General features: G+C 67.7%; 28 protein-coding genes and 1 other RNA gene. 8 read left to right on the top strand and 21 right to left on the bottom strand.

Annotation, left to right across the window (positions count from 1 at the left end):
- Positions 1-7 precede the first annotated feature (7 nt).
- The 16 genes from hisB to rpmH all read right to left on the bottom strand — a co-directional run bounded on the left by hisB (position 8) and on the right by rpmH (position 13,432).
- Positions 8-595 (bottom strand): imidazoleglycerol-phosphate dehydratase HisB, encoded by a 588-nt coding sequence (hisB, locus tag ACFPN9_RS16460; RefSeq protein ID WP_066717671.1) that lies wholly within the window; start codon positions 593-595, stop codon positions 8-10.
- A 233-nt stretch (positions 596-828) separates the two neighbouring features.
- Positions 829-2,025: an O-succinylhomoserine sulfhydrylase gene (locus ACFPN9_RS16455; protein ID WP_377817259.1), complete on the bottom strand. Its 1,197-nt coding sequence runs from the start codon at positions 2,023-2,025 to the stop codon at positions 829-831.
- A gap of 124 nt (positions 2,026-2,149) precedes the next feature.
- Positions 2,150-2,875, bottom strand: coding sequence for a pyrimidine 5'-nucleotidase (locus ACFPN9_RS16450; RefSeq protein WP_067253711.1), 726 nt, complete (start codon positions 2,873-2,875; stop codon positions 2,150-2,152).
- A gap of 70 nt (positions 2,876-2,945) precedes the next feature.
- On the bottom strand, positions 2,946-4,265 hold the full coding sequence (locus ACFPN9_RS16445; RefSeq protein ID WP_067253689.1) for a TRAP transporter large permease subunit: 1,320 nt from the start codon (positions 4,263-4,265) through the stop codon (positions 2,946-2,948).
- A gap of 69 nt (positions 4,266-4,334) precedes the next feature.
- Entirely contained in the window at positions 4,335-4,844 is a 510-nt protein-coding gene (locus ACFPN9_RS16440; protein ID WP_067253686.1) for a TRAP transporter small permease subunit, read from the bottom strand.
- On the bottom strand, positions 4,844-5,926 hold the full coding sequence (locus tag ACFPN9_RS16435; RefSeq protein WP_067253682.1) for a TRAP transporter substrate-binding protein: 1,083 nt from the start codon (positions 5,924-5,926) through the stop codon (positions 4,844-4,846). The genes ACFPN9_RS16440 and ACFPN9_RS16435 overlap by 1 nt, the downstream gene beginning before the upstream one ends.
- Before the next feature lie 174 nt (positions 5,927-6,100).
- Positions 6,101-7,000 carry an acetylglutamate kinase gene (argB, locus tag ACFPN9_RS16430; RefSeq protein ID WP_067253679.1) on the bottom strand — a complete coding sequence of 300 codons (900 nt, stop codon included), beginning with the start codon at positions 6,998-7,000 and terminating at the stop codon, positions 6,101-6,103.
- Between the two features lie 95 nt (positions 7,001-7,095).
- Complete coding sequence (locus ACFPN9_RS16425) at positions 7,096-7,383, bottom strand: BrnA antitoxin family protein (RefSeq protein ID WP_067253676.1); 288 nt, start codon at positions 7,381-7,383, stop codon at positions 7,096-7,098.
- Positions 7,343-7,615, bottom strand: coding sequence for a BrnT family toxin (locus tag ACFPN9_RS16420; protein ID WP_068075419.1), 273 nt, complete (start codon positions 7,613-7,615; stop codon positions 7,343-7,345). Before ACFPN9_RS16420 ends, ACFPN9_RS16425 begins: the two co-directional genes overlap by 41 nt.
- A gap of 59 nt (positions 7,616-7,674) precedes the next feature.
- The gene (locus ACFPN9_RS16415) at positions 7,675-8,043 is read right to left on the bottom strand and encodes a DUF423 domain-containing protein (protein ID WP_067253673.1); all 369 of its coding nucleotides are present in this window, start codon (positions 8,041-8,043) and stop codon (positions 7,675-7,677) included.
- 108 nt (positions 8,044-8,151) lie between these two features.
- Complete coding sequence (locus ACFPN9_RS16410; RefSeq protein ID WP_067253709.1) at positions 8,152-9,393, bottom strand: alpha/beta hydrolase family protein; 1,242 nt, start codon at positions 9,391-9,393, stop codon at positions 8,152-8,154.
- A 116-nt stretch (positions 9,394-9,509) separates the two neighbouring features.
- Positions 9,510-10,175, bottom strand: coding sequence for a ribosome biogenesis GTP-binding protein YihA/YsxC (gene yihA / locus ACFPN9_RS16405; protein ID WP_197432791.1), 666 nt, complete (start codon positions 10,173-10,175; stop codon positions 9,510-9,512).
- Between the two features lie 10 nt (positions 10,176-10,185).
- On the bottom strand, positions 10,186-10,812 hold the full coding sequence (locus tag ACFPN9_RS16400; RefSeq protein ID WP_067253670.1) for a CatB-related O-acetyltransferase: 627 nt from the start codon (positions 10,810-10,812) through the stop codon (positions 10,186-10,188).
- A 43-nt stretch (positions 10,813-10,855) separates the two neighbouring features.
- A complete protein-coding gene (yidC, locus tag ACFPN9_RS16395; protein WP_067253703.1) occupies positions 10,856-12,730 on the bottom strand; it encodes a membrane protein insertase YidC in 1,875 nt (624 codons plus the stop codon).
- 47 nt (positions 12,731-12,777) lie between these two features.
- On the bottom strand, positions 12,778-13,230 hold the full coding sequence (gene rnpA, locus ACFPN9_RS16390; protein ID WP_067253667.1) for a ribonuclease P protein component: 453 nt from the start codon (positions 13,228-13,230) through the stop codon (positions 12,778-12,780).
- Positions 13,231-13,297: 67 nt separating this feature from the next.
- A complete protein-coding gene (gene rpmH, locus ACFPN9_RS16385) occupies positions 13,298-13,432 on the bottom strand; it encodes a 50S ribosomal protein L34 (protein ID WP_067253664.1) in 135 nt (44 codons plus the stop codon).
- Positions 13,433-13,673: 241 nt separating this feature from the next.
- Here rpmH and ffs point away from each other — a divergent pair.
- The 4 genes from ffs (at position 13,674) to recR (ending at position 16,788) form a co-directional block, all read left to right on the top strand.
- An RNA gene (ffs, locus tag ACFPN9_RS16380) (signal recognition particle sRNA small type) lies at positions 13,674-13,770 on the top strand.
- Positions 13,771-13,880: 110 nt separating this feature from the next.
- Positions 13,881-15,740, top strand: coding sequence for a DNA polymerase III subunit gamma/tau (locus ACFPN9_RS16375; RefSeq protein WP_377817258.1), 1,860 nt, complete (start codon positions 13,881-13,883; stop codon positions 15,738-15,740).
- A gap of 16 nt (positions 15,741-15,756) precedes the next feature.
- A complete protein-coding gene (locus ACFPN9_RS16370) occupies positions 15,757-16,077 on the top strand; it encodes a YbaB/EbfC family nucleoid-associated protein (protein ID WP_067253657.1) in 321 nt (106 codons plus the stop codon).
- 105 nt (positions 16,078-16,182) lie between these two features.
- The gene (gene recR, locus ACFPN9_RS16365) at positions 16,183-16,788 is read left to right on the top strand and encodes a recombination mediator RecR (RefSeq protein ID WP_067253653.1); all 606 of its coding nucleotides are present in this window, start codon (positions 16,183-16,185) and stop codon (positions 16,786-16,788) included.
- A gap of 13 nt (positions 16,789-16,801) precedes the next feature.
- Here the strand turns inward: recR and ACFPN9_RS16360 are convergent, their stop codons facing one another.
- Positions 16,802-17,527: an outer membrane protein gene (locus tag ACFPN9_RS16360; RefSeq protein ID WP_067253649.1), complete on the bottom strand. Its 726-nt coding sequence runs from the start codon at positions 17,525-17,527 to the stop codon at positions 16,802-16,804.
- A gap of 186 nt (positions 17,528-17,713) precedes the next feature.
- Here ACFPN9_RS16360 and ACFPN9_RS16355 point away from each other — a divergent pair, with 186 nt between their 5' ends.
- From ACFPN9_RS16355 to ACFPN9_RS16345, 3 genes are all read left to right on the top strand, one after another.
- Complete coding sequence (locus ACFPN9_RS16355; protein WP_067253646.1) at positions 17,714-18,763, top strand: YihY/virulence factor BrkB family protein; 1,050 nt, start codon at positions 17,714-17,716, stop codon at positions 18,761-18,763.
- Between the two features lie 63 nt (positions 18,764-18,826).
- Positions 18,827-20,068 (top strand): NAD(P)/FAD-dependent oxidoreductase, encoded by a 1,242-nt coding sequence (locus ACFPN9_RS16350; RefSeq protein ID WP_377817257.1) that lies wholly within the window; start codon positions 18,827-18,829, stop codon positions 20,066-20,068.
- Between the two features lie 119 nt (positions 20,069-20,187).
- A complete protein-coding gene (locus ACFPN9_RS16345) occupies positions 20,188-21,063 on the top strand; it encodes a VOC family protein (protein ID WP_067253642.1) in 876 nt (291 codons plus the stop codon).
- Positions 21,064-21,122: 59 nt separating this feature from the next.
- On the opposite strand, the gene ACFPN9_RS16340 is transcribed toward ACFPN9_RS16345, so the two are convergent.
- Both ACFPN9_RS16340 and ACFPN9_RS16335 read right to left on the bottom strand, forming a co-directional pair.
- Positions 21,123-21,494: a response regulator gene (locus ACFPN9_RS16340; RefSeq protein WP_067253639.1), complete on the bottom strand. Its 372-nt coding sequence runs from the start codon at positions 21,492-21,494 to the stop codon at positions 21,123-21,125.
- A 168-nt stretch (positions 21,495-21,662) separates the two neighbouring features.
- Positions 21,663-22,163 carry a DUF992 domain-containing protein gene (locus ACFPN9_RS16335; protein ID WP_067997907.1) on the bottom strand — a complete coding sequence of 167 codons (501 nt, stop codon included), beginning with the start codon at positions 22,161-22,163 and terminating at the stop codon, positions 21,663-21,665.
- A gap of 122 nt (positions 22,164-22,285) precedes the next feature.
- Here ACFPN9_RS16335 and ACFPN9_RS16330 point away from each other — a divergent pair, with 122 nt between their 5' ends.
- The gene (locus ACFPN9_RS16330) at positions 22,286-22,510 is read left to right on the top strand and encodes a hypothetical protein (protein ID WP_067253634.1); all 225 of its coding nucleotides are present in this window, start codon (positions 22,286-22,288) and stop codon (positions 22,508-22,510) included.
- Between the two features lie 24 nt (positions 22,511-22,534).
- Here the strand turns inward: ACFPN9_RS16330 and ACFPN9_RS16325 are convergent, their stop codons facing one another.
- Both ACFPN9_RS16325 and ACFPN9_RS16320 read right to left on the bottom strand, forming a co-directional pair.
- Positions 22,535-23,290, bottom strand: a complete 756-nt coding sequence (locus tag ACFPN9_RS16325; protein WP_068078776.1) for an extensin-like domain-containing protein — start codon at positions 23,288-23,290, stop codon at positions 22,535-22,537.
- Positions 23,291-23,358: 68 nt separating this feature from the next.
- A complete protein-coding gene (locus tag ACFPN9_RS16320; RefSeq protein WP_156449947.1) occupies positions 23,359-23,523 on the bottom strand; it encodes a hypothetical protein in 165 nt (54 codons plus the stop codon).
- Positions 23,524-23,596 lie beyond the last annotated feature (73 nt).

The following is a 23,596-nucleotide window of genomic DNA, read 5'->3' as shown; positions in this document are numbered from 1 at the left end:
GATCCTCTCAGAGCGCGCCCTTGGTCGAGGGCACGCGGCCGCCCTCGCGCGGATCGACCTCGAGCGCGTGACGCAGCGCCCGCGCCAGCCCCTTGAAGCAGCTCTCGGCGATGTGATGGGCGTTATCGCCATAGAGCGTCTCGACATGCAGGGTGATGCCGGCGTTCATCGCGAAGGCCTGGAAGAACTCGCGCACCAGCTCGGTGTCGAAGGTGCCGATCTTCTGCGCCTCGAAGCGGGTGCGGAAGACCAGGAAGGGCCGGCCGGAGACATCGACGGCGACGCGCGTCAGCGTCTCATCCATCGGGAGATGGATGTCGGCATAGCGGCGGATGCCCTTCTTGTCGCCGAGCGCCTGCCGCAGGGCTTCGCCCAGCGCGATGCCGGTGTCCTCGACCGAATGGTGGTCGTCGATATGGGTATCGCCCTTCACCGCGACCTTCAGGTCGATCAGGGAATGGCGGGCGAAGAGGTCGAGCATGTGGTCGAAGAAGCCGACGCCCGAGGCGATCTCGGCCTTGCCGGATCCGTCGAGAACGAGCGAGACGGCGATGTCGGTCTCGTTGGTGCGGCGCTTCACTTCGCCAGAACGCATGACGGCCTCGGTTTCCTCACGAAATTCGGCCCCGCTTTAGCAGGAGGGCGGAGCGAAGGCCATCATGGAACAGCCTGGTGCCGAACCTCTGCGTCATTCCGGACAAGCCGCGTCAGCGGCGCCGATCCGGAATCCATCGAAGGACGGCCGGCTCTACGATGGATTCCGGGACTGCGCTTCGCTTGCCCGGAATGACGGCCCAGCTGCTTGAGGGGCGCGACTCCCTGCGACGCTCATATCCCCGCGAGCGCCCGCTCCAGATCGGCGACGAGATCGTCGGCATGCTCCAGGCCGGCGGAGAGGCGTATGAGGCCTTCGGAGATGCCCATGCTGGCCCGGATCTCGGGCGAGAAGCGCTGATGGGTTGTCGTCGCCGGGTGGACGATCAGGCTCTTGGCGTCGCCCAGATTGTTGGAGATGCGGATCAGTTTCAGCCCGTTGAGGAAGCGGAAGGCGGCGTCCTTGCCGCCCTCGACCTCGAAGGCGACCAGCGTCGAGGGGCCCGTCATCTGGCGGGCGATGATCTCGGCCTGGGGATGGTTCTTCGCGCCCGGGAAGATGACGCGCGACAGGCCGGGACGGCTGGCGAGCCATTCGGCAATGATTGCGGCGTGTCGGGCCTGCTGGCGCACGCGCAGCGGCAGGGTCTCCAGCGCCTTCAGCATCACCCAGGCGTTGAAGGGCGAGATCGCCGGGCCGGTCTGGCGCAGGAAGGTCTGGACATGGGTCTCGATGAAATCCTGCGAGGCGAGGATCAGCCCGCCGAGACAGCGGCCCTGCCCGTCGATGTGCTTGGTCGCCGAGTAGACGACGCAATCGGCGCCGAGCTCCAGCGGGCGCTGGAAGAGCGGCGTGGCGAAAACGTTGTCGACGACGAGCGTGGCGCCGACCTCTTTGGCCAGCGCGGCAACGGCGGCGATATCGATGACCTCCAACGTCGGGTTGGAGGGGCTTTCCAGAAAGAAGACCTTCGTCTGCGGCGTGACGGCCGCGCGCCAGGCGGCGATGTCCGTGCCGTCGACCAGCGTCGAGGTCACGCCATAGCGCGGCAGATGCTCCTCGACGACATAGCGGCAGGAGCCGAACAGGGCGCGCGAGGCGACGACATGATCGCCCTGCCGGACCTGGCCCATGATCGCTGCGGTCACGGCGGCCATGCCGGTGGCCGTGGCGCGGCAGGCCTCCGCCCCCTCGAAGGCGGCCATGCGCGCTTCCAGCATCGCCACGGTCGGGTTCGAGAAGCGGGCGTACTGGAAGCCCGGGTCCTTGTTCAGGAAGCGCGCCTCGGCCTGCTCGGCGCTGTCATAGACGTGGCCCTGCGTCAGGAAGAGGGCCTCGGAGGTCTCACCGAACTGCGAACGCAGCGTGCCGGCATGGACGAGACGGGTTTCGGGGTGGAACCCGACCGTCCGCTCGGTTCTGTTGGACATGACGAAAACTCCGAAGCGTTCTTTTTACAGAACCCCGCCTAACATCGGCATCGGCATCGGTAAAGAAAAAGACGACGGAGCCCACCGCTTCGGAGAATGATTTTCTCCGTGCGAGGCAGGAACGTCAGCCCCGCGCCAACGGTGTCAGGAAGCCGGTCAGATCGGAGGTGACATGGTGGACATGGCCGGCCTCGACCGCCGCCTGCTCCCAGGCCTCGCGGAAAGGGTCGGGCGTCTGCGGGATGATCAGCACGGTCTTCATGCCGAGTTCGCTCGGCACAAGGAGGTTCTTCTCGATGTCCTCGAACATCGCGGCGCGGCCGGGATCGACGGCATGCTTGGCGAGGAACAGCTCGTAGGTCGAGCGTTCGGGCTTGGGCGTGAAGCCGGCCGCGACGATGTCGAAGACATCCTCGAAATGGTCGATGATGCCGAGCTTGCCGGCGACGTTGCGTGCATGAGCGACGGAGCCGTTGGTCAGGATCAGCTTGCGCCCCGGCAGCGCCGCAATCGCCGCTCCGAGCGCCGGATCGGGCTCGAGCAGGCTGAGGTCGACATCATGGGCGAAGTCGAGGAAATCGTCCGGCTCCACCCCGTGCTCGGCCATCAGCCCGTTCAGCGTCGTGCCATAGCGATGGTAGTAGTAATTGCGCAGCGCGTGGGAGGAGAGCCCGTCGAGCCCGAACAGCTCCTGCAGGAACAGGGTGATCCGCTGGTTGACCTGCGGCCAGACCTGGCTCTCATGCGAATAGAGCGTGTTGTCGAGGTCGAAGATCCAGTGATCGACATGCGCGAAAGCCTCGATCTGGAGCGGAGGCGTCGCGACGGGTGAAGCGGCGTTCGTGGTCATCGTGGTCTTGCGCCAGGGCGGCTCCGGGATGTGGGGCTGCGAGCCTGACATGCAAGTCCTCACGCTCTCCTTACCAGCCGATCAGCTTGGGCAGCCCCGTCGCGAGACCGGGAATCAGAAAGACGATCAGCACCGCCAGGATCTGCATCCCAACGAAGGGAATGACGCCGCGATAGATATCGGCGGTGCTGACCTCGGTCGGCGCCACGCCGCGCAGATAGAACAGGGCCCAGCCGAAGGGCGGCGTCAGGAACGATGTCTGCAGCATCACGCAGATCAGCGCCGCGATCCAGACCAGGTCCGTTCCCGCGTTCTGGAAGACCGGCAGGAAGAGCGGCACGGCGATGTAGCAGATCTCGATCCACTCGATGAAGAAGCCGAGCACGAAGACGATCGTCAGCATGAACCAGACATCGGCGCTGGTCCCGCCCGGCAGGATCGCGAACAGATCCTCGACCAGCCTTTCGCCGCCCAGCCCGCGAAAGGCGATGGCGAAGATCTGGGCACAGATCAGGATGAACATCATCTGCGCGGTGATCTTGGTGGCATCGTAGACGGCCTCCCTGATGATCTTCAGCGAAAAGCGGCCGCCGATGGCCGTGACGAGCAGGGAACCGAGCGCGCCCATGGAGGCGGCTTCCGTCGGCGCGGCGACGCCGCCGATGATCGAGCCGAGCACGCAGCCGACAAGCCCGAGCGGCGGGAGCGCCACCCGCAGGAGCTTGGTCAGCAATTCGCGCCGGCCCATGGCGTCGCGCTCGGCCTGAGGCACGGGCGGCACCATGTCCGGACGCACCAGCCCGAGCCCGAGGAGATAGGCGATGTAGATGGCTGACAGCAGGAGGCCCGGCAGCACGGCGGCTGCGAACAGCGTGCCGACCGACTCGTTCATGATGTCGGCGAGCAGGATCAGGATCAGGCTCGGCGGAATGATCTGGCCCAAGGTGCCCGAGGCACAGATGACGCCGCAGGCGAGGCCCCTGTCATAGCCGCGCTTCAGCAGGCTCGGCAGGGTCAGCAGCCCAAGCGTGACCACGGTGGCGCCGACGATGCCGGTCGTCGCGCCCATGACGATGCCGACCAGGATGATGCCGACGCCGAGCCCGCCTCGGGTATTGCCGGCCAAATGGCCGACCACCTCCATCAAATCTTCGGCCAGCCGCGATTTTTCCAGCATCACGCCCATGAAGACGAAGAGCGGGATGGCGAGCAGCGTATAGCCCGCGACGACGCCGTAGATCCGGCTCGGCAAGAGATTGAACAGGCCTGCGCCGAAGCCGAGATAGCCAAAGACGAAACCCGACAGCGCCAGCGTCAGAGCGACCGGAAAACCGACCATGAGGAAGCCGAAAAAGGCGACCAGCATCGCGATCGCGTAGATCTCGTTCATCGGCACGGGGAAGGGCTTTCCAGACGGCGGGAGGGTATAGGGTGCCAGGGATGGCCGGTCATCGCCGGCTCAGGCAGCGAGGCGACGCAGTCGCGCTAGATGGCGCAGGCTTTCGGCAAGCATCTGGAGCAGCAGCAGGGCGAAGCCGAGCGGCAACAGGCTCTTCAGCGCCCAGCGATAGGGAATACCGCCCGGATTGGCCGAACCTTCGCCCTGCGCATAGGACTGCCCGACATAGCGCAGACTGAGCCAGATGATGATGCCGGTCAGCGCGGTGAAGGCGAGCGCGCAGCCGAGATCGATCACAGCCTTGGTGCGCTCGCCGAAGCGTGCGTAGAGGATGTCGACCCGGACATGGTCACCATGCAGCAGCGCGAAGGACATACCGAGCAGGCAGATCGGCACGAAGAGGTGCCATTCCAGTTCCTGCGCCCAGACCGAGCCGAGCGAGAATCCGTAGCGGAGCAGGACATTGGCCGCCATCACCAGGACGAGTGCAAACAGGCACCACGCACCGAGGCGACCGCCGACATCGACGACCCGCTCGAGACGGGCCGCCGCCTGTTCCAGCCGGCTCATCAGAGCCTGACCTTGCTGTGGTAGACGCCCTCCGACAGAGCGGTCCAAGGCTCGTATTTCGCCTTGAAGGCGAAGTAGCTGTCATGGACCTTCTTCGCCACCGGGTCCTTGGCGATCGCCTCTTCCAGCACCTTCCCCGTGATGTCGCGCAGCGAAGCGACGACCGCGTCAGGCAGCGGCGCCGCGATGACACCCTGGTTCTTGACGAGGTCCTCGAAGGCTTCGGAGTTGTTCTTCTGGCACCAGGCCTCGCTCACGCCATTACAGGCATCGGCCGCGCTGGTCACGATCGCCTGGAGGTCCTTGGGCAGGCTGTCCCAGGCCTTCTTGTTGATGACGAGTTCGGAGACGGTCGCGGTCTCGTGCCAGCCGGTCGTGTAGTAATATTTCGCGACCTTCTGAAGCCCGAGCTGGCGATCGAGGAAGGGGCCCACGAACTCGGCCGCATCGATGACGCCGCGCTCCAGCGCCGGGAAGATCTCGCCACCGGGCAGCAGGCGCACATCGACGCCGAGCTGCTGGTAGACCCGGCCGGCGAGGCCGGGAATGCGCATCTTCAGCCCCTTGAAATCCTCGATCGTCTGGATCGGCTTGCGGAACCAGCCGGTCATCTGCACGCCCGTGTTGCCGCAGGGCAGCGGCACGAGGCCGAAGCGGTCATAGACCTCGCGCCAGAGCTGGAGACCGCCCCCCTCATAGAGCCAGCCATTCATGCCCTGGAAGTTCAGGCCGAAGGGGACGGCGGTGAAGTACTGCGCGGCGAAGCTCTTGCCGGTCCAGAAATAGGAATTGCCATAGTTCATCTCGACGGTGCCGGCGGAGGCCGCGTCGAAGCCCTCGAAGGCCGGGACGAGTTCGCCTGCGCCGAAGAACTGGATCTTGAGCCGACCGCCGGACATGTCGTCGATGCGCTTGATCAGGTCGGTGGCACTGCCGGGTCCGACGGAATAGAAGGCCGCGCGCGAGCCATAGGCGCTGGTCATCTTCCAGCTGAAACGGCTCTGCGCCCGCGCGACGGCCGGCGCGGCGATCGTGGCGGCCGCGGCCAGCCCACCTGATTTCAGCAATGTCCTGCGGTCCATTCTCGCTCTCCACGCTTTGCGGTTCGCAAGGCGGCCAGCAAGCGCTGTGCCATCGCGAGGCGGCAGCCGGATCACAGATTGGTCAGGGCAGGCGAACGGCAGGCGCGTGTCCAACGAAAAGCCCCGCCTCGATGGGAGGCGGGGCGGGAGCCGGGCGGCTGTGGAAGCTCGCAGTCAGCGGCGGATGATGGTACCCGAGCCGGTGTCGGTGAAGAGCTCGATCAGAGCCGCATGCGGCACCTTGCCGTCGAGGATGACGACGGCCTCGACGCCCTTTTCCAGCGCGTAGATGCAGGTCTCGATCTTCGGGATCATGCCGCCCGAGATCGTGCCGTCGGCGATCAGGCGGCGGCACTCCTCGACCGTCAGCTCCGGGATCAGCTGCTTGTCCTTGTTCAGCACGCCGGGCACGTCGGTCAGCAGCAGCAGACGCTTGGCGTTGAGCGCGCCTGCGATGGCGCCGGCGAAGGTATCGGCATTGACGTTGTAGGTCTGTCCGTCGGCTGCGGCGCAGACCGGGGCCAGCACCGGGATCAGCTCCGCCTTGAGCACGGAATCGAGGACGGAGGTGTCGACGCGATCCGGCTCGCCGACGAAGCCGAGATCGAGGATCTCCTCGATCTTGGAATCCGGATCGACGACGGTGCGGGTCACCTTGCGGGCGGTGACCATGTTGCCGTCCTTGCCGCAGAGGCCGATCGCCTTGCCGCCCTCGCGGGAGATGTAGCCGACGATCTCCTTGTTGACCGATCCGGCGAGAACCATCTCGACGACATCGACGGTCGCCGCGTCAGTGACGCGCAGGCCCTGCTTGAACTCGGATTTGATGCCGAGCTTGTCGAGCATGCGGGCGATCTGCGGGCCGCCGCCATGGCAGACGACCGGCTTCAGGCCGGACTGCTCGAGCAGCACGATGTCCTCGGCGAAATCCTCGGCGGTCGCGGCATCGCCCATGGCGTTGCCGCCATATTTGATCACGATGATCTCCTGATCGTAGCGCTGCATGTGCGGCAGCGCCTGGACGAGCAGGTCGGCGGCCTGCGACGGCGTCAGATGGGCGGCGGGATTGATCATCGGTCGAGGCTCCGCGACGGCGCGCGAGGCATCCGCGCCGGGTGCGGCTTCTAGAGGAAGAAGCTGGCGCAAGGAAGCGGGCAAACGACGCGCATTCAGCTGCGGCGCGCGGCCTTCCGGATCGCCTCGGCCATCCTCGCCCGCCAATCCGCCCCTTCGTTACGATAGGCCTCGATCAGGCTGGGTTCGAGACGCAGCGTCACGACCTGCTTGGCCGCGTCGAGCCGCGGCCGGCCGGGACCGCGCGTGAGCGCGCCCTGGGCCGGACGGATCACCTTATCCCCGATCGCAAACTCGGCGCGGGCGATCTGGTCGTCGGTCCATTCCGGCCCATCATCGGGGTCAACGAAGGGCCGGGAGGACACGCTGTGCTTCGCGTTCATGACAATGCCTCATCGAAATCACATGTCGCGCCTCGCCGCGCGGTGTCCAGACCACCATCACGAGACGGCCGGCAAGGAGTCCGTAAGTCAGGAAGCGCTCTTCGCCATAATCGAACCGATCGTCTTGCAGGGTCAGAATCGGCCCGGCAAAAAGGATCGCCGCATCGGCGAAATCGAGTCCGCGCGCTTCCAATGTCGCGTCACGTTTCGCGTCGTGGAAGGTGATCTTCACAAGAACCGATTATGTGGCCCGGTTGGCGGAAAGTCAATTTCCGTATTACGGAAATAGCATCAGCCGCGCTTTGCAAATAGTGCCGACACCGCCAGCACGAGCCATCCACCCAGCATCCCGAAACCTCCGATCGGAGCGGCGCGAGGAAACAGCGCCTCGCCGGCAAAACCGCGCCGCGACAGGTCGGCTGCGAAGAGCGCCACGCCCGCGACGATCAGCGAGAGCGCAATCCGCGCCATGAGATCGGAGAGGAAGCCGGCCTTGCGAGCAGCGGTCGCGCCGAAGACCAGGGAGGCATGGAACAGCAGCATCTGGCTGGCGGTCTGGACGTTGCTCGTGCCCGTGACATGGGCAGCGGCGGCGAGCAGGCCGACGCCGGCCAACCCCATCAGCGCGGCCAGGACGAGGTGAATCTTCGCTGCGGTCATCCAGGCCCCTGGGCTGCGCGCCGCGACGACGGCACGCAGCCTCGATGCGGGCGGCGGCGGCCCGGCGTCAAGCGCAGCCGGCAGCGGCCCGGTGACGCGCCGCGCGCCTCACTGCGCGTCGAACCAGAGCTTCCATTGCGGCACGGCGGTGGCGAAGGTGCCACGATGGCTGGTGTCGCCGGTCGGCACGGCCTCGACCTTGTCGTTGCCGATCGCCTTTTGATAGGTCATCGGCAACTGCCCGATCTCGATGCGGATCGCCTCGTCGGTGAGCCCGTAATAGGTCCGCACCGGTGTCCTGATCACCCAGCGATAGGCGTTGGTTTCCGCCACGAGCCGACCATAGGCGGACTTGGCGAAAAACTGCGGATCGAAATATTCCGGGCGGATGAGCTTGCGCAGGTCGGTCGGCACGGCGGCCGGATCGAAGGGTTCGCGATAATAGGCCTTGCGCGAGATCTCGAAGGTCTCGTCGGTCAGGAGCGAGCGGGCCAGGCCCGGCATGTTGTGATAGTTCTCGAAGGAGAACACGTTGAGGATGAAGATCGTCGTGATCCAGTTCGCGTCGATCTTGCGCGGGAAGTTCAGGAAGCCGTTGAAGGCGGCGAAGGCGTCCGCCGGCGCACTGGCGGTGGTCGCGGCCTTGACCGGCATTCCGACCGCCTCGAGCTTTTCCAGCATGGCGAGCGTAACGAAGCCGCCCTGCGACCAGCCGCTGAGGAAGAGCTTGCTGTCCGACAGTTTGAGATCGGCGAGCACGGAGCGGCTGGCGAGGACCATGTCGTAGGTCGCCTGCTGGTGGCTGCCCTTGACGAGGTAGCCCTCGGGTTCCTTGGAAGCACCCATGCCGAAATAGTCCGCGCCGATGACGAGATAGCCCTGCCCCGCGAACTGGGCGATCATGAGCTGGGTCTCGGGCGACTGCTCGGGGAAGGACGGGACCTGTTCCTTTCCGTAGACCGTGCCGTGCTGGTAGGAGACCATCGGGAAGACGGTGTCCGCCGTGTCCGGCACGGCGAGGAGCCCTGTCGCCGAGATCGGCCGGTTACCCTGCTCCGGCACCACCGAGGGATAGGTGACGCGGTAGAGCTTCACGGCATTGCGCGCCGGGGTGTAGTTGACGGTGATTCCGGCGAATTTCGGCGTGTCCGTGGTCAGGATCTGGTTCAGCTTCGCCACGTCCCAGCGCCCGATCAGCTCGTACTGGACGCCGGAGGCGACCTTAACCGCCGCGGCCGGAGCAGCCGGTGTCGGCGCCGGTGCGGCCGGCTGGGCCCGAAGCGGCGCGGCGAGGACGAGGGCCGTCGCGAGGGCGGCGACGAACGCGGACAGGCGGATCGAAAACGGCATGATGGCTCCCCAGCCGACCGGTATCGACGGGCCATGATGGTCCGCCGTCGCCCCGGCTCGCGCGCGATCCTGCATAGCGGCTGTAAAGATTTGGTGGCGCTCGCTGTCCGGGAGGCTCAGCCGCGCTCCGCCAGCACCCGTCCGACGGCGGCGCGCAGTTCCGGGATGCCGAGGCCCGTCTCGCTCGAGGTCAGGAGCACCTCGGGGAAGGCGGCCGGGCGACGCTTGATCTCGTCATAGGTCGCTTCCAGCATGAACTGCTGGTCGCTCTTCTTCAGCGCGTCGCCCTTGGTCAGCACGACCTGGTAGGACATCGCCGCCTTGTCGAGCGTCTCGAGGACGGCGTTGTCGACGTCCTTGAGTCCGTGGCGGGCGTCGATCAGCAGATAGACCCGCATCAGATTGGGCCGGCCACGCAGGTAGTTGTGGATCAGGTTGGTCCAGGCGGCGACCTTGGCACGCCCGACCGCGGCATAGCCGTATCCGGGCATGTCGACGATGGTCAGGCGCTCATCGGCGCCGACCTGCCGGAAGAAATTGAGCTGCTGGGTGCGCCCTGGCGTGTGCGAGGTCCGCGCCAGCGCATTGCGGCGCGTCACGGCGTTGATCAGGCTCGATTTGCCGACATTGGAGCGGCCGGCGAAGGCGATCTCCTGGCCGACCATCGGCGGCAGGTCGTCGATATGGGTCGAGGCCCAGACGAAGTCCCACGGGCCCTCGAAGAGCTTGCGGGCGGCCTCGATCTCGTCCTCGGTGAAGGGCGTCGTCATGCTGGTGGTCATGGCGTTACGCCTACACGGCCCGACGCAGCGCGTCGATGTCGGCGCCTGCAATCGCGGCGAGATTGCGGGCGATCTTGTCGGCCTCCCAGTCCCACCAGCGGATCGCCAGCAACTCCGTGACGACGTCGGCGGGAAAGCGCATCCGCATGGCGCGGCCGGGATTGCCGGCGACGACAGCATAGGGCGGCACGTCCTTCACCACCTGTGCGCGGGTGCCGATGATCGCCCCGTCGCCGATGGTGACGCCCGGCATGATCACCGCCTCCCGGCCGATCCAGACATCGTTGCCGATGGTCATGTCGCCGCGGCCGGGCCATTCTGCGCGTGGCGCGGCGCCCTCGACACCGAAGAGGGCGAAGGGATAGGTCGAGAAGCCGCCAGTGGGATGGTTCGCGCCGTTCATGACGAATTGTGCGCCCTGAGCGATCGCGACGAAGCGGCCGATCACCAGCCGGTCGCCGACATCCTCGAAATGGTAGCGCACGCAGCGGGCAACGAAATGCTCGGGGCCGCGGGAGTCGTCATAGTAGCTGTAGTCGCCGACCTCGATCAGCGGGTGATCGACGATCGCCTTCAGGAAGGCGGTGCCCTTCCAGCCGGGGACGGGATGGCGCGTGAGGGGGTCTGGCAGCGGCATCGGCACCAAAGCGAAGGGCGGGGAAATCCCCGCCCTCGCCAGCTCACTTCTTGTTGCTGTTGGCCGGCTTGGCCGGGGCTGTGACGGGCGCCGGCTCGGGCTTCTTGCCGAACATCGCCTTGATGTTGTCGAAGAGCTCGATCTTCACCCCGTGCTTGCGCATGATGTAGCCCTGCTGCAGCACCGAGAGCAGGTTGTTCCAGCTCCAGTAGATCACCAGGCCGGCCGGGAACGAGCCGAGCAGGAAGGTGAAGAACACCGGCATCCAGGTGAACATCATCTTCTGGACCGGATCCGGCGGCTCCGGGTTCATCTTCATCTGCACGAACATCGTGATGCCCATGATGATCGGCCAAAGGCCGAGATGCAGGATCGCGGGCGGCGTGAAGGGCAGCAGGCCGAAGAGGTTGAACAGGTTCGTCGGGTCCGGCGCCGCCAGATCGCGGATCCAGCCGAAGAACGGCGCATGGCGCATCTCGATGGTGATGAACAGGATCTTGTAGAGCGCGAAGAAGATCGGGATCTGCACCAGCACCGGCCAGCAGCCCGCCAGCGGGTTGATCTTCTGCGTCTTGTACAGCTCCATCAGAGCCTGCTGCTGCTTCATCTTGTCGTCGGCGTAACGCTCGCGCAGCGCCAGCATTTCCGGCTGCAGCGCCTTCATCTTCGCCATCGAGGCGTAGGATTTGGACGCGAGCGGGAAGAAGATGCCCTTCAGGATCAGCGTGACGATCAGGATCGCGACGCCGAAGTTGCCGACATGCTTGAAGATCCAGTCGAGCAGGAAGAACATCGGCTTGGTGAAGAAGTAGAACCAGCCCCAGTCGATCATCAGGTCGAAGCGCTTGATGCCGAGATTGGTCTCGTAGCCGCTGATCGCGGCGACTTCCTTGGCGCCGGCGAAGAGGCGCGCCGTGCTGGTGGCGCTGGCGCCGGGGGCGACCGTCACGGCCTCCGACAGGAAGTCGGCCTGATAGGTGCGTGCCGCGCCGGTCTGCACGGAGGAGAAGCGGCCGTCATATTTGCGCGACTGGTCGGGCACGACCGCCGCGGCCCAGTATTTGTCGGTGATGCCGACAAAGCCGCCGACAGCGTCCTTCCAGACGCGGCCATTCGTGCCCGGCGAAAGCAGCGGCTCCTTGTCGACATGGTCATAGGTGAATTCCTGCAGGCCGTGATCGCCGACATAGCCGATCAGGCCTTCGTGCAGGACGTAGTAGCCCAACGTCGCGGGCCGGCCATGGCGCACGACCTGCGCATAGGGGAACAGGCTGACGGGCGCGGCGCCCTTGTTCTCGACCTCGTCGCGGATCTGGAACATGGCGTTGTCGTCGACCGTGACGACGCGGCGGAAGAGCAGGCCCTGGCCGTTGTCCCAGGTCAGGGTCAGCGGCTTGGCCGGCGTCAGCACCTGGGCGTCCGCCGTCCAGACGGTGGTCGCGTTCGGCAGCGAGACGTTCGCCCCCGGCGCGGCGACCCAGCCGAAGTCGGAATAATAGCCGTTGGGACCGCCGAGCGGCGACAGCAGCACGATGATCGGGCTGTTGGGATCGACCGTCTCGCGATAGGCCTTGAGCGAGACGTCGTCGAGGCGCGCGCCCGTCAGGGAAAGGGAGCCGGCGATCTTCGGCGTCTCGATCCGAACGCGCGGGCTCTGGGCCAGGGCCTGGTCGCGGGTCAGGACCGCACCCGTGGCAGGCGCGACAGCGGGGGCAACAGTCTGGCCCGGCGCGGCGCCGGGAACCGGGGCGGCGCCCGGAGCGGGAACCGGCGCCGTCTGGCTCTGGGCCTGCTGGTTCTGCTGCGCGATCTGCTTCTGCTTCTCCATCTGCGGCACGCCGTAGAAGTACTGCCAGCCGAACAGCACGACCACGGAGAGCGTGATCGCGAGAAGCAGGTTGCGGTTGTCTTCTTTCATCATGATCGGGAACAGATCTCGCTGACGCCGCGTCGGGCTTAGGGGATTCAGTCGTTCTGGGGGCCGGGCGGGCGCTCGCCGCCCTTGCCCCGCGTCTTGCCCGCCGCGGGTCCCGGAGCCGGGCGCGGACGGCGCCCCTGGCCCTGCGGGCGGGCGCGCTCGATCGCAACCGACAATTCGCCCACCAGCAGATCGAAGGGCGCCGTCAGCGTCTCCGGACGGGCGACGACGACAATGTCGCAGGGTCGCTGCGCCTGCGGGCCGAGGGCCTCCAGGGCGGCGGCGCGCAGGCGCCGCCGGATGCGGTTGCGGATGACGGCGTTGCCGGCCTTGCGGGAGGCGGTGAGCCCGAGGCGCAGGCCATCCGGCGCCGGGCGGTCGTCCTCGGCGCGCTGCGGGCCGTCGAGGACCTGCACGGTGAAGGCGGACGAACGAAAACGGCGGCCTCGATCGGCCGCCGCCAGAAACTGCTTGCGTTGCGTCAGACGGGCGAGGCGCATGGCGATTGGCCAGTCTTCCGGAAAAAACGCTCGCGGATGCGGCGCGCGGTGATCACGCGCCGGACGCTCAGGCCGAGAGCTTCTTGCGGCCGTGAGCGCGGCGGGCGGCGATGACCTTGCGGCCGCCGGCGGTCGCCATGCGGGCGCGGTAGCCGTGGCGGCGCTTGCGGACCAGCTTGCTGGGTTGATAGGTTCTCTTCATCGTCCGTCTCCGGGGCTCGTCGGCACAGTGGCCGCGGCTTTCCCAGTAGAAAGCGTGGCCGACCGAGCCTGCATGCGAAAGGTTCCGCGCCGCCCCGAGGGTTGCGCAAGTGGCGGGCTTATGACGGATGGCCCGGTTCAAGTCAATGCCGAAGGCGGCTGCTGCGGCGAAGACGCGCGCCGGTTTCGCCGGCTGTTCCGCCCGGCTTGCGCTCGCGGCCCCGATCACCGATATAGCGGGCGGGAGGTTGGCGAGGGACGTCTCACTCGCCAACCGGGTCAGGTCCGGAAGGAAGCAGCCCTAACGAGACCGAACGGGTCTTCGTCCAGCCTCCCACCTCCGCCGGCGGGCGCCCGGCGGCCGGGGTCGCGCCGCCGCCCTTCCGCAGCGCGGGCGGCACCCCGAAACGGGCGTTGACCCCCACGCGGCGAACCGCCAAACCAGACCGATGAGCGACGACACGACCGCAGCGCCTCCGGCCGACGAGCCGGGCTTCGCCGGCTTCGACCCGGCCCCTGCGCCCGCGCCGGCGAGCGCCGCCTCGCCCTATCGCGTGCTCGCCCGCAAGTACCGCCCCGCCCATTTCGGCGACCTGATCGGCCAGGATGCGATGGTGCGGACGCTTACCAATGCCTTCGCCGCGGGGCGCATCCCGCAGGCCTGGATGCTGACGGGCGTGCGCGGCGTCGGCAAAACCACGACCGCGCGCATCCTGGCGCGCGCGCTCAACTACCAGACCGCCGATGGCGGTGGCGGGCCGACGACGAATCTCGAGACCTTCGGCATCCACTGCAAGGAGATCATCGAGGGCCGGCATATCGACGTGCAGGAGATCGACGCGGCCTCCAACAACGGCGTCGACAACATCCGCCAGATCAACGACGCGGTGCGCTACGCGCCGGTCTCGGCCCGCTACAAGGTCTATATCGTCGACGAGGTGCACATGCTCTCGACGGGGGCCTTCAACGCCTTCCTGAAGACGCTGGAGGAGCCGCCACCGCATGCGCGCTACATCTTCGCGACGACGGAGATCCGCAAGGTCCCGGTGACGGTGCTATCGCGCTGCCAGCGCTTCGACCTGCGCCGCGTCGATGCCGGCCTGCTGGTTTCGCATCTCGCCGGCATCTGCCGGACCGAGAACGTCTCCGCCGAGGAGGAGGCGCTGGCGGCGATCGCGCGTGCTGCCGAGGGCTCCGTGCGCGATTCGCTCTCGATCCTCGATCAGGCCATCGCCCATGCCGCCGGCACCATCACGCTGGAGGATGTCCGCTCGATGCTCGGCCTCGCCGACCGGGCGCGCGTCATCGACCTGTTCGAGGCGGTGATGAAGGGCGACATCGCCACGGCGCTGGGTGAGCTGCGCGCGCAATACGATGCCGGCGCCGACCCGGCGGTGGTGCTGTCCGACCTCGCCGAATTCACCCATCTGGTGACGCGGCTCAAGCTCGTGCCCGACGCCGTGAAGGACAACAGCCTCGCCCAGGCGGAGCGCGTGCGCGGCGGCGATTTCGCCCAGCGCCTGTCGATCCGCATCCTGGCACGGACCTGGCAGATGCTGCTCAAGGGTCTCGCTGAGGTGAAGCAGGCCGACCGGCCGATCATGGCCGCCGAGATGGTGCTCGTGCGGCTGGCGCACGCCGCCGACCTGCCGACCCCCGACGAGGCTTTGCGGATGCTGCGCGACGGCTCGGGCGCCGTGGGAGGCCAGGCGACCGCCTCCGCCCCGCGCCCGCCCTCCGGCGGCGGTAACACGGCCCTCGCCGCCCGGCCTATCCTCGCCAGCGCCAATCCGGCGCCGGTGATGGCGCCCGCCCCGCGCGCCCAGGCCCTGCCGGCCGTCAGCGTGGCCTCGCTGGAGGACGTCGTCGCGCTCGCCTCGCAGCATCGCGACATCACGCTGAAGCTGGCGCTGGAGCGCGACGTGCGCCCGGTCCGCTTCGAGCAGGGGCGGATCGAATTCGCGCTGGCGAACGGCAGCTCGCGCACGCTCGCGACGGATCTCTCGCGGCGGCTGAAGGAATGGACCGGCCAGACCTGGATGGTCGCGGTGGTCAATGCCGAGGGTGGCGCGACGCTGCGTGAGCAGGCCGAGGCCGCCAAGGGCCAGCGCGAAAGCGACGCCGCCTCGCACCCGGCCGTCAAGGCGGTGCTGGAACGGTTCCCGGGCGCGCGCATCGTCGATGTGCGCGATCCGCGTGCGGCCGGGCCCGACAGCGCGGCGACGGCTGCGCCGGCCGACGAGTATCTGCCCGACGGGGAGCCGCTCTTCGACGATGCGGAGCCCGATTTCGACGGCATCGATTTCTGACGGAGGAGTTTTCGCGATGCGCGACATCATGGGCCTGATGAAGCAGGCGCAGGAGATGCAGCAGAAGATGGCCAATGTGCAGGCCGAGCTTGACACCATCGAGGTCGAGGGCGCGGCCGGCGGCGGCATGGTCACTGTGACGATGACGGCCAAGGGCGCGGTCAAGGCGGTCAAGATCGACCCCTCCCTGATGGTCGCGGATGAGCGCGAGATTCTCGAGGATCTGGTCGTGGCTGCCTGCGGCGATGCCCGCACCCGCGCCGAGCGGGTGATGCAGGAGCGCATGTCCGAGATCACGAAGGGCCTGCCGATCCCGCCCGGCATGAAGCTGTTTTGATCTGCAGGCCGTCATGCCCAGGCTTGACCCGGGCATCTCTCAGCCGAGAAACATCCTGCAGGAGATGGTCGGGTCAAGCCCGACCATGACGCGAGTGTTACGTCCATGTCCCGCGCCATCGCCGGTCCCGAGATCGAGCGGCTGATCCAGCTGCTCGCCAAGCTGCCGGGGCTCGGGCCCCGCTCGGCCCGGCGTGCGGCGCTGCATCTGGTGAAGAAGCGCGAGGCGCTGCTCGGCCCGCTCGCGGAGGCGATGGCCGTGGCGCGCGAGCGGATCGTGGTCTGCTCGACCTGCGGCAATGTCGACACCAGCGACCCTTGCGGGCTCTGCCGCGATCCGCGCCGCGACGACGGGCTGATCGTCGTCGTCGCCGACATTTCCGATCTCTGGGCGCTGGAGCGCTCCGGCGCGGTTCCGGGGCGCTATCATGTGCTGGGCGGCGTGCTCTCGGCGCTGGACGGGGTCCGGCCCGAGCATCTCTCGCTCGACGCGCTGGTGGCGCGCGCCTCGAATCCGGTGGTGAAGGAGGTCATCCTGGCGCTGAGCGCCACGGTCGATGGCCAGACCACGGCGCATTTCATCACCGATCTGCTAGCGCATCTGCCGCTCAAGGTGACCAGGCTCGCCCATGGCGTGCCCGTCGGCGGCGAGCTCGACTATCTCGACGACGGCACGCTGGCTGCCGCGATCCGCCAGCGCACCGGCTTCTGACGGCAGGCCGCGGTCAGAACTTGTAGGCGACGCTGGCGCGCAGGGTGTGGAAGGTCGGCTCCTGCCGGACCGTCAGCCCCAGCAGCGGGCCGCGCGCCGTCTGACCGACCTTGCCAAAATCGCTGTAGCGGTATTCGGCGCCGAGGATCACATTGTCCGTATAGGCGAAGGCCACGCCCGCGCCAGCCGTCCAGCCGGTCCGCGACCGGTCGAGGCTCTCAGGCGCTGCCGCAGCCGCTCCGGCGAGGTGGTAGCTGAATTCGGTGAAGGCCGCGCCGCCGGTGGCGTAGATCATGAACCGGTCGAGCGCGAAGCCGGCTCGCCCGCGCAGCGAGCCCTGCCAATCGCGCGTGATCCGCGCCGAGATGCCCGGCGCGACCAGCGTCTCGCCGCTGTCGAGCGCCTCGATGTCGCCTTCGATGCCGAAGACGAGGCTGCCCACCTGATAGTTGAAGCCGGCATGGCCTCCGCCGAGCGCGGCATCCGAGCTCTGGCGGAAGGCCGCGCCGTTGAAGGCCCGGCCCAGCGTGTCGGACAGTATCGTCTTCTCCTGGCTCCAGGCGTAGCCGCCCTGAACGCCGAGATAGATGCCGGTCCAGGAATAGAAGGAGGGCAGCGCCGGGGCCGGCGGCAGTTTCCGGGACGAGGGCATGTCGGCCGCCAGAGCGGGAGAGAGCACCAGCCAGGCGCCGCACAGGGCGGCCACGCCGGCGAGAGCCGCTTTCTGGTGCATCGTCATCGCAGCCTCAACGCGTTTACGAAACGGGGAACAGGCCGCGGGGCGAGCGGCTGTCTCGACGATCAGAAAGCATTAAGGTTAACGAGCGGCTAACTCCGGGCGGGTTGGCAGTCCCGGAACCTTCGCGCCGGCCCGCCGTTGCTAGGCGGTGCTGCCGCGAGACCATGCGGCAGTGGAGCGTCCTGCATGTCCCTTCTGAAACGGATCACGGGTGCAGCCGGAGCCGGCGTGGTGCTGGGCTATGCGGCCGAGGCCGTATCGCGCCGGTTGTCGCGCGGCAACCGGGAGGCCGCGCGAGGCCGCATGGCCCGGGTGCCGTGGCAGATGACCTGGCTCGGCTGGAAGGACGTGATGCTGCGCTTCGCGACCAATATCGCGGACAACCGGATTAGCTCGCTCGCGGGCGCGGTCGCCTTCTTCACCTTGCTGTCGATGGTGCCGGCCCTCTCGCTGCTGGTCACGATCTACCGCTATCTCACCGACCCCGCGACGATCGCCGAGCAGCTGGACGCCGTGACGACGGTGTTCCCGCAGGCGGCCCGCGAGCTCATTCACGAGCAGGCGATGCGCCTCGCCGGCCAGAATGTCGAGGCGCTGTCCCTGACCTTCCTGATCAGCTTCGCGGTTGCAGCCTGGTCCGCCAATGCGGCGGTGAAGGCCGTTTTCGACGCGCTCAACATCATCTATCGCGAGCAGGAAAAGCGCAGCTTCATCAAGCTCAACCTCATCTCGCTGGCAACCACCATCAGCGGCGTCATCCTGCTGGTGGCCGCGCTCACGGTCATCGCCAGCCTTCCCGTCGTGACGGCGCTGTTTCCGTTCGCCTTCGAGCTGGAGCGGCTGATCCGGCTGGTGCGCTGGCCCGCCTTCTTCCTGATGGCGACGCTCGCCATCGCAGCGCTCTACTGGATCGGCCCCAGCCGCGAACGGGCCCGCTTCGTCTGGGTGATGCCAGGCGCGGTCGCGGCCGCCCTGCTCTGGGCCGGCGCCTCCTGGGCCTTCTCCTGGTATGTCGGCACGCTCGGCAACTACACGGCGACCTATGGCTCGCTCGCGACCATCGTCGTGTTCATGACCTGGCTCTGGCTCTCGGCGATGATCGTGCTGGCCGGCGCCGAGTTCAACGCAGAGCTCGAACACCAGACCGCCCACGATACGACGACCGGAACGCCGAAGCCGATGGGGCTGAGGGGCGCCCGTATGGCCGACACCCTCGGCCCACCCGCCGCCGGCTAGGGCGACGCCTTCCCGCAGCCTTTTCTCCGCCGGCGCCCGCCGCCGGACACGGAGTGTCACGCCATGCTCGATCCCGACAGCACACGCCACGAAGACCTGCGCAGCGGAGCCAGCCCCTGGCTCTCAGGCCCGCCCCGGCCCACCAGCATCGGCCTTGACTCGGATACACGCTGCGACGTCGCCATCATCGGCGGCGGCATCACCGGAGCGCTGGCGGCCGAGCATCTGACCGGCCTCGGCCATGATGTGATCCTCGTCGATCGCGAGCGCGAGGGCTTCGGCAGCACGGCGGCCAGCACCGCGATGCTGCAATGGGAGATCGACCTGCCGCTGCGCCGGCTGGCCGAACTCTACGGTTTCGAGAAGGCGGCCGACGTCTACCGGCGCAGCTTCAAGGCGGTGGAGGGCCTGATCGAGAGCGTCGCCACGCTCGGGCTGGGCAGCGCGTTCCACCCGCGCGATACGGTCTACCTGGCCGCCGGCGACGTCGGCCCGCCCGAGCTGCGCGAGGAGTGTGCCCTGCGGGTGAAGGCCGGCCTGCCGGGGCAGCTACTGGATCACACCACCTTGCTCAGCCATTACGGCTTCGACCGGGCCGCCGCGATCGTTTCGCCCGGCTCGGCCGAGGGCGATCCGCTCAGTCTCTGCCATGCGCTGCTGCATGTGGCGGCCCAGCGCGGCGCGCGGCTGGTGCGCGGCGAGGCGGTCGCCTTCGACACGACCGCGAGCAGCGCCACGGTGCAGCTCGCCTGCGGCCGCACCATCGAGGCCGGGCATGTCGTGCTGGCAACGGGCTATGTCATGCCCGACTGCGTGCACAGCGAGCTTCACCGCGTCGCCTCCAGCTGGGCGATCGCGACCCTGCCGCAGGCGAGCGAGGTCCTGTGGCCTGGCCCCGCGCTCGTCTGGGAAGCGTCGGAGGACTACATCTACTGCCGCACGACCGTCGACGGGCGCATCATCATCGGTGGCGAGGACGAGGACGACGACGATCCCGAGCGCCGCAAGGCGGCCGGACCGCAAAAGACGGCCGCGCTCCTCGCCAAGCTGCAGGCGCTGGTGCCCGGAGCGGCCCCGACGCTCGGCCATGCCTGGTCGGGTGCCTTCGGACAAACGGAGGACGGGCTTCCGCTGATCGGGCGGGTGCCCGGCCATCCTCGCCTGCTCGCGGCCTATGGCTATGGCGGCAACGGCATCACCTTCAGCTATCTCGCCTCGCGCCTGATGGGAGCATTGATCGGCGGCGTCGAGGCCCCCTGGTTCAGCCATTTCGCGATCGACCGGCCCGACCCCACACGACGCTGATGGGGTCTGGTTGCGACGCTGCAATACAAGGCTTGCAGCGTCGGGAGCAGACAAGCCGCGCCCGAGGCGCCATGTCTCGACTGGCGGCCTATCGGCCGCGATGCGAGAAGGAGGCTGCCATGGCAGCGGTCGCTGATCTGTCGAGACCCACCCTGGAGGCGCTGCAGGCTCCCTACCACATCGGCACGGTGACGCTGCGCGTCAACGATCTGGCGGGGCTCACGGCGTTCTACCGCGACAGCATCGGGCTGCAGGTGATCGCGGAGACGGCCGAGGCGACCGATCTCGGCGTCGATGGCGCGGTGCTGGTGCGGCTCGAACGTGGCGCCACACGGCCGGCCTCGGCGGCGGGCCTGTTTCATCTCGCCCTCCTGCTGCCCTCTCGCGCCGAACTGGCCGACTGGCTCGCGCACGCCGCTACGATCCGGCTCCCGCTGGAAGGCGCCTCGGATCATCTCGTCAGCGAAGCGATCTATCTGTCGGATCCTGAAGGCAACGGCATCGAGATCTATCGCGACCGGCCACGGGCCGACTGGCCGCGGCGCGGCGGTGCAATCCAGATGGCGACACAGCGGCTCGACCTGCAGGCGCTGCTGGCCGAGGCGCGGCCGGGACGCTATGGCGGCATGCCGTCCGGCACCCGCATGGGACACATCCATCTTCGCGTCGGTGACACGGCCGCGGCGGAGGCTTTCTATGCGGGCGCGCTCGGCTTCGAGCTGATGGTCCGCTATCCCGGCGCCAGCTTCCTGGCGAGCGGTGGCTATCATCACCACATCGCCGGCAATGTCTGGAACAGCCGTGGCGCGGGGCCACGCCAGCCGGGCGAGGCCGGGCTTGCCGCCTTCGAGATCGTCGCCCGCGACACGGCCGATTTCGACGCGATGCGCGGGCGCATCCTCTCAGCCGGGGGACGAGAAGCCGAAGCGGGAGCTGTCGCGACAATCGACGACCCCTGGGGCAACCGGCTGGTGCTGGTCGCGGCACAGGGCTGAAAGCGCGAAAAAGCCGCCGGAAACCGGCGGCTCTGCCCTACATGCCGGTCGGTGACCGCTCAGCCCTTGGCGGGCTGGGCCACCGCGGCCGTGACGAAGCTGGTGATTTCGCGCGTCGAGAAGGGTTTGCGCAGAAAACGGACCTTGCGCAGCATCTCGGGGACGTCGCTCGGCGTCGAGCCCGAAACGAAGGCAAAAGGCGTGCCCTTCTGCAGAAGGTTGGCGGCAACGTCGAAGGTCTTGCCGCCGACCACATCGATGTCGAGCAGCGCGCAGGAGATCTTGGCCGCCGTCGCCGCCCGCTGGGCCTGCGACACGGAGTCCACGACGATCAATTCTGCGGCCGGGCCGAATTGCTCGGCCACGGCGGTTTCGATGTCCATCGCAATGAACGGATCATCTTCGACAATCAGGATGCGGATATCAGACATGGACGACCGCTTCCTCCCTTACTCTGCCAACGCTGACGTTACACGAACGACAACGGAATCGCGCTGGCTAATGTTCCGGGATTCCACCCATCCGTCCTCGGGTTGCGCGCCGATCGGCTCAATTTGAGCCTTTACGGTTAGCAAATCGTAACCGCACCGGGCTTGCGATCAGCGTCGGCGGCCGGGGCGGACGAGCGAGAGCTCGAAGCCGGTGACGCCGACCGCGACATTGATGCCACGTGCGCCCTGGAGCGAGAGCGGCTGTAGCGTCACCTCATTGTTGTTGCCGCCGACCAGCAGATTGGCGCTGCCACCGACGCCGGCCGAGGCGCCCGCGGTGGCGCCCGCATAACGACCCGCGAGCACGCCAAGCGGGGCGCGGGCATAGGGGCCGTAGACGCGCCAGGACATGGTGCTTGCGCGCATCCGGCCGAGGTCGAGCCCGAAGTTCCGCACGACGCCGGTATAGCGCTGCACCGGGCCGCGACGCGGCGTGAAGGTGCAGTTCATCGGCCGCTGGGAGGTGACGACGAGGCCGAGCCCCGCTCCGACATTGCAGGCCAGGCGCCCTGCCGGCGGGCCGGACTGCGCGGCCGCAGGAAGGCTCGAAACCACAAGGGCACATGCGGCGACACAAGCAGCGGAGGCCGCCTTGGCAAAAGTGATCATCGAGAAGCTCCTGACATGAAGATGTCCCCCAAACGCCCCACGGCCGGCACAGTTCCGCGCAAGCTGGAACTGGTCAACTCCTGCGGCGTTCCAACGAGCACGAAGCTGAAAGGTTGCACAGCGTGAACCAGCCCCGGCCCGCTCTCTTTCCCTGGTGGCGCGGCGGCGCATCCGGCGCGCAGCCCCCCTTCTGGGAACTCGAATCTCTGCTGCTGCTCGGTTTTGCGCGCGACGCCGCCCTGCAGCGGATCGCGGCCCGACGCGCCCTGACCGATCGGGGCGTCATGGCCGACAGATCGCGGAGCTTTCTTGATCTGACGCGCGCGCACGACGCGGCCCATGGCTGAGAAGAACCACTGCGGCCCGTGACGCTACTGGCAGAAGCGGCTGGACGCGCGCCGCGGCTGGATATCGACGTGGAGATGATCCTGATGGGTGGGGTCCGAGCCCGGGCCGAGCGCGGTCAGGAAGGCACCACAGGCCGAATGCCGCAACCCGGTGAGGAAGGCCTCATGGCCTCCTGGCTTCGCCATCTCAACGGAAAGCCGTTCTGTCCCCGATCCGATCCCGATGGCGAAGACATCGAGGGCCCGACCGGTGGCATGCTCGCTCAGAGGCCCCTCTGACCGACGGTTGCGACGTCGGCATTCATGGCCACCCCCGACGCGTAAAGCTGAGAGATCCAGGCCGTAGTGTCCGCGGGCGAGAGGCTGCAGGCTTGTCTCGATCCACGCCGCGACCGTTGTTGCCATGTCGCAGGCCAATGTCACCGGCGGCTGGAGGTCGACCTTGCGGCGTTCGCCCTGCCTGCCGACGCGGATCGACAGGGCGGAAATCTCGATGGGCTCAACGACGGTGCATCCGGCCTCGACTGCCGGCAGCGTGACGGCCCTCAGATCAGGGCCGTAACGCTGGCGCAGCGATGCCAGGCAGGTTGCAGCCGGAGCAGCGGCCGGTGTCGCTGCGGCGTCGGACGGTGCAGGTTCCGGCGAGGGACTTTCGCGCGCCGGTTCCGGTGGTGCTGTGCGAGGCCACTCAGCCGGCCGCGGCGGCGGACGCGTCTCACCGCTGGCGCCCTGCACCTGCACCAGTGCCGTCAGCAGGACAAGGGCGGCCGAACGACCCATCGACCAAGCGAGCGCGGGCCCGCAGCCTCCACCGCTCTTGTGTCTTCGGAGCCGGATCGCCCTGCTCGTCAGATGTCGAGCGCCGCGGCACTGGCGATGGCGAGAGCCGTGAGACCCGCCATCACCAGGGACAGCACCTCACCCATGATCGAGCCATCGGGTAGGACGCCCCCGAACAGCGCCAAGCCTGCCGATGCGGCACCGATCAGCGCTGCGACGAAGGTCATCGTCATGACACGCACTCCCAGGGCGAGCGGCCGTTCCGTTTCGCCTCGCGGGAGAACGTCACGGGAGCGCGCTTGTTCC

The organism is Allobosea massiliensis (assembly GCF_042655245.1).
GTDB lineage: Bacteria > Pseudomonadota > Alphaproteobacteria > Rhizobiales > Beijerinckiaceae > Allobosea > Allobosea massiliensis.
The sequence above is the reverse complement of the archived record's forward strand: the minus strand, read 5'-3'. Positions and strand labels throughout refer to the sequence as shown.

Coding starts and splice junctions, on each gene's coding strand:
- hisB (WP_066717671.1), bottom strand. CDS start 595: ATGCGTTCTGGCGAAGTGAAGCGCCGCACCAACGAGACCGACATCGCC.
- ACFPN9_RS16455 (WP_377817259.1), bottom strand. CDS start 2,025: ATGTCCAACAGAACCGAGCGGACGGTCGGGTTCCACCCCGAAACCCGT.
- ACFPN9_RS16450 (WP_067253711.1), bottom strand. CDS start 2,875: ATGACCACGAACGCCGCTTCACCCGTCGCGACGCCTCCGCTCCAGATC.
- ACFPN9_RS16445 (WP_067253689.1), bottom strand. CDS start 4,265: ATGAACGAGATCTACGCGATCGCGATGCTGGTCGCCTTTTTCGGCTTC.
- ACFPN9_RS16440 (WP_067253686.1), bottom strand. CDS start 4,844: ATGAGCCGGCTGGAACAGGCGGCGGCCCGTCTCGAGCGGGTCGTCGAT.
- ACFPN9_RS16435 (WP_067253682.1), bottom strand. CDS start 5,926: ATGGACCGCAGGACATTGCTGAAATCAGGTGGGCTGGCCGCGGCCGCC.
- argB (WP_067253679.1), bottom strand. CDS start 7,000: ATGATCAATCCCGCCGCCCATCTGACGCCGTCGCAGGCCGCCGACCTG.
- ACFPN9_RS16425 (WP_067253676.1), bottom strand. CDS start 7,383: ATGAACGCGAAGCACAGCGTGTCCTCCCGGCCCTTCGTTGACCCCGAT.
- ACFPN9_RS16415 (WP_067253673.1), bottom strand. CDS start 8,043: ATGACCGCAGCGAAGATTCACCTCGTCCTGGCCGCGCTGATGGGGTTG.
- ACFPN9_RS16410 (WP_067253709.1), bottom strand. CDS start 9,393: ATGCCGTTTTCGATCCGCCTGTCCGCGTTCGTCGCCGCCCTCGCGACG.
- yihA (WP_197432791.1), bottom strand. CDS start 10,175: ATGACCACCAGCATGACGACGCCCTTCACCGAGGACGAGATCGAGGCC.
- ACFPN9_RS16400 (WP_067253670.1), bottom strand. CDS start 10,812: ATGCCGCTGCCAGACCCCCTCACGCGCCATCCCGTCCCCGGCTGGAAG.
- yidC (WP_067253703.1), bottom strand. CDS start 12,730: ATGAAAGAAGACAACCGCAACCTGCTTCTCGCGATCACGCTCTCCGTG.
- rnpA (WP_067253667.1), bottom strand. CDS start 13,230: ATGCGCCTCGCCCGTCTGACGCAACGCAAGCAGTTTCTGGCGGCGGCC.
- rpmH (WP_067253664.1), bottom strand. CDS start 13,432: ATGAAGAGAACCTATCAACCCAGCAAGCTGGTCCGCAAGCGCCGCCAC.
- ACFPN9_RS16375 (WP_377817258.1), top strand. CDS start 13,881: ATGAGCGACGACACGACCGCAGCGCCTCCGGCCGACGAGCCGGGCTTC.
- ACFPN9_RS16370 (WP_067253657.1), top strand. CDS start 15,757: ATGCGCGACATCATGGGCCTGATGAAGCAGGCGCAGGAGATGCAGCAG.
- recR (WP_067253653.1), top strand. CDS start 16,183: ATGTCCCGCGCCATCGCCGGTCCCGAGATCGAGCGGCTGATCCAGCTG.
- ACFPN9_RS16360 (WP_067253649.1), bottom strand. CDS start 17,527: ATGACGATGCACCAGAAAGCGGCTCTCGCCGGCGTGGCCGCCCTGTGC.
- ACFPN9_RS16355 (WP_067253646.1), top strand. CDS start 17,714: ATGTCCCTTCTGAAACGGATCACGGGTGCAGCCGGAGCCGGCGTGGTG.
- ACFPN9_RS16350 (WP_377817257.1), top strand. CDS start 18,827: ATGCTCGATCCCGACAGCACACGCCACGAAGACCTGCGCAGCGGAGCC.
- ACFPN9_RS16345 (WP_067253642.1), top strand. CDS start 20,188: ATGGCAGCGGTCGCTGATCTGTCGAGACCCACCCTGGAGGCGCTGCAG.
- ACFPN9_RS16340 (WP_067253639.1), bottom strand. CDS start 21,494: ATGTCTGATATCCGCATCCTGATTGTCGAAGATGATCCGTTCATTGCG.
- ACFPN9_RS16335 (WP_067997907.1), bottom strand. CDS start 22,163: ATGATCACTTTTGCCAAGGCGGCCTCCGCTGCTTGTGTCGCCGCATGT.
- ACFPN9_RS16325 (WP_068078776.1), bottom strand. CDS start 23,290: ATGGGTCGTTCGGCCGCCCTTGTCCTGCTGACGGCACTGGTGCAGGTG.
- ACFPN9_RS16320 (WP_156449947.1), bottom strand. CDS start 23,523: ATGACGATGACCTTCGTCGCAGCGCTGATCGGTGCCGCATCGGCAGGC.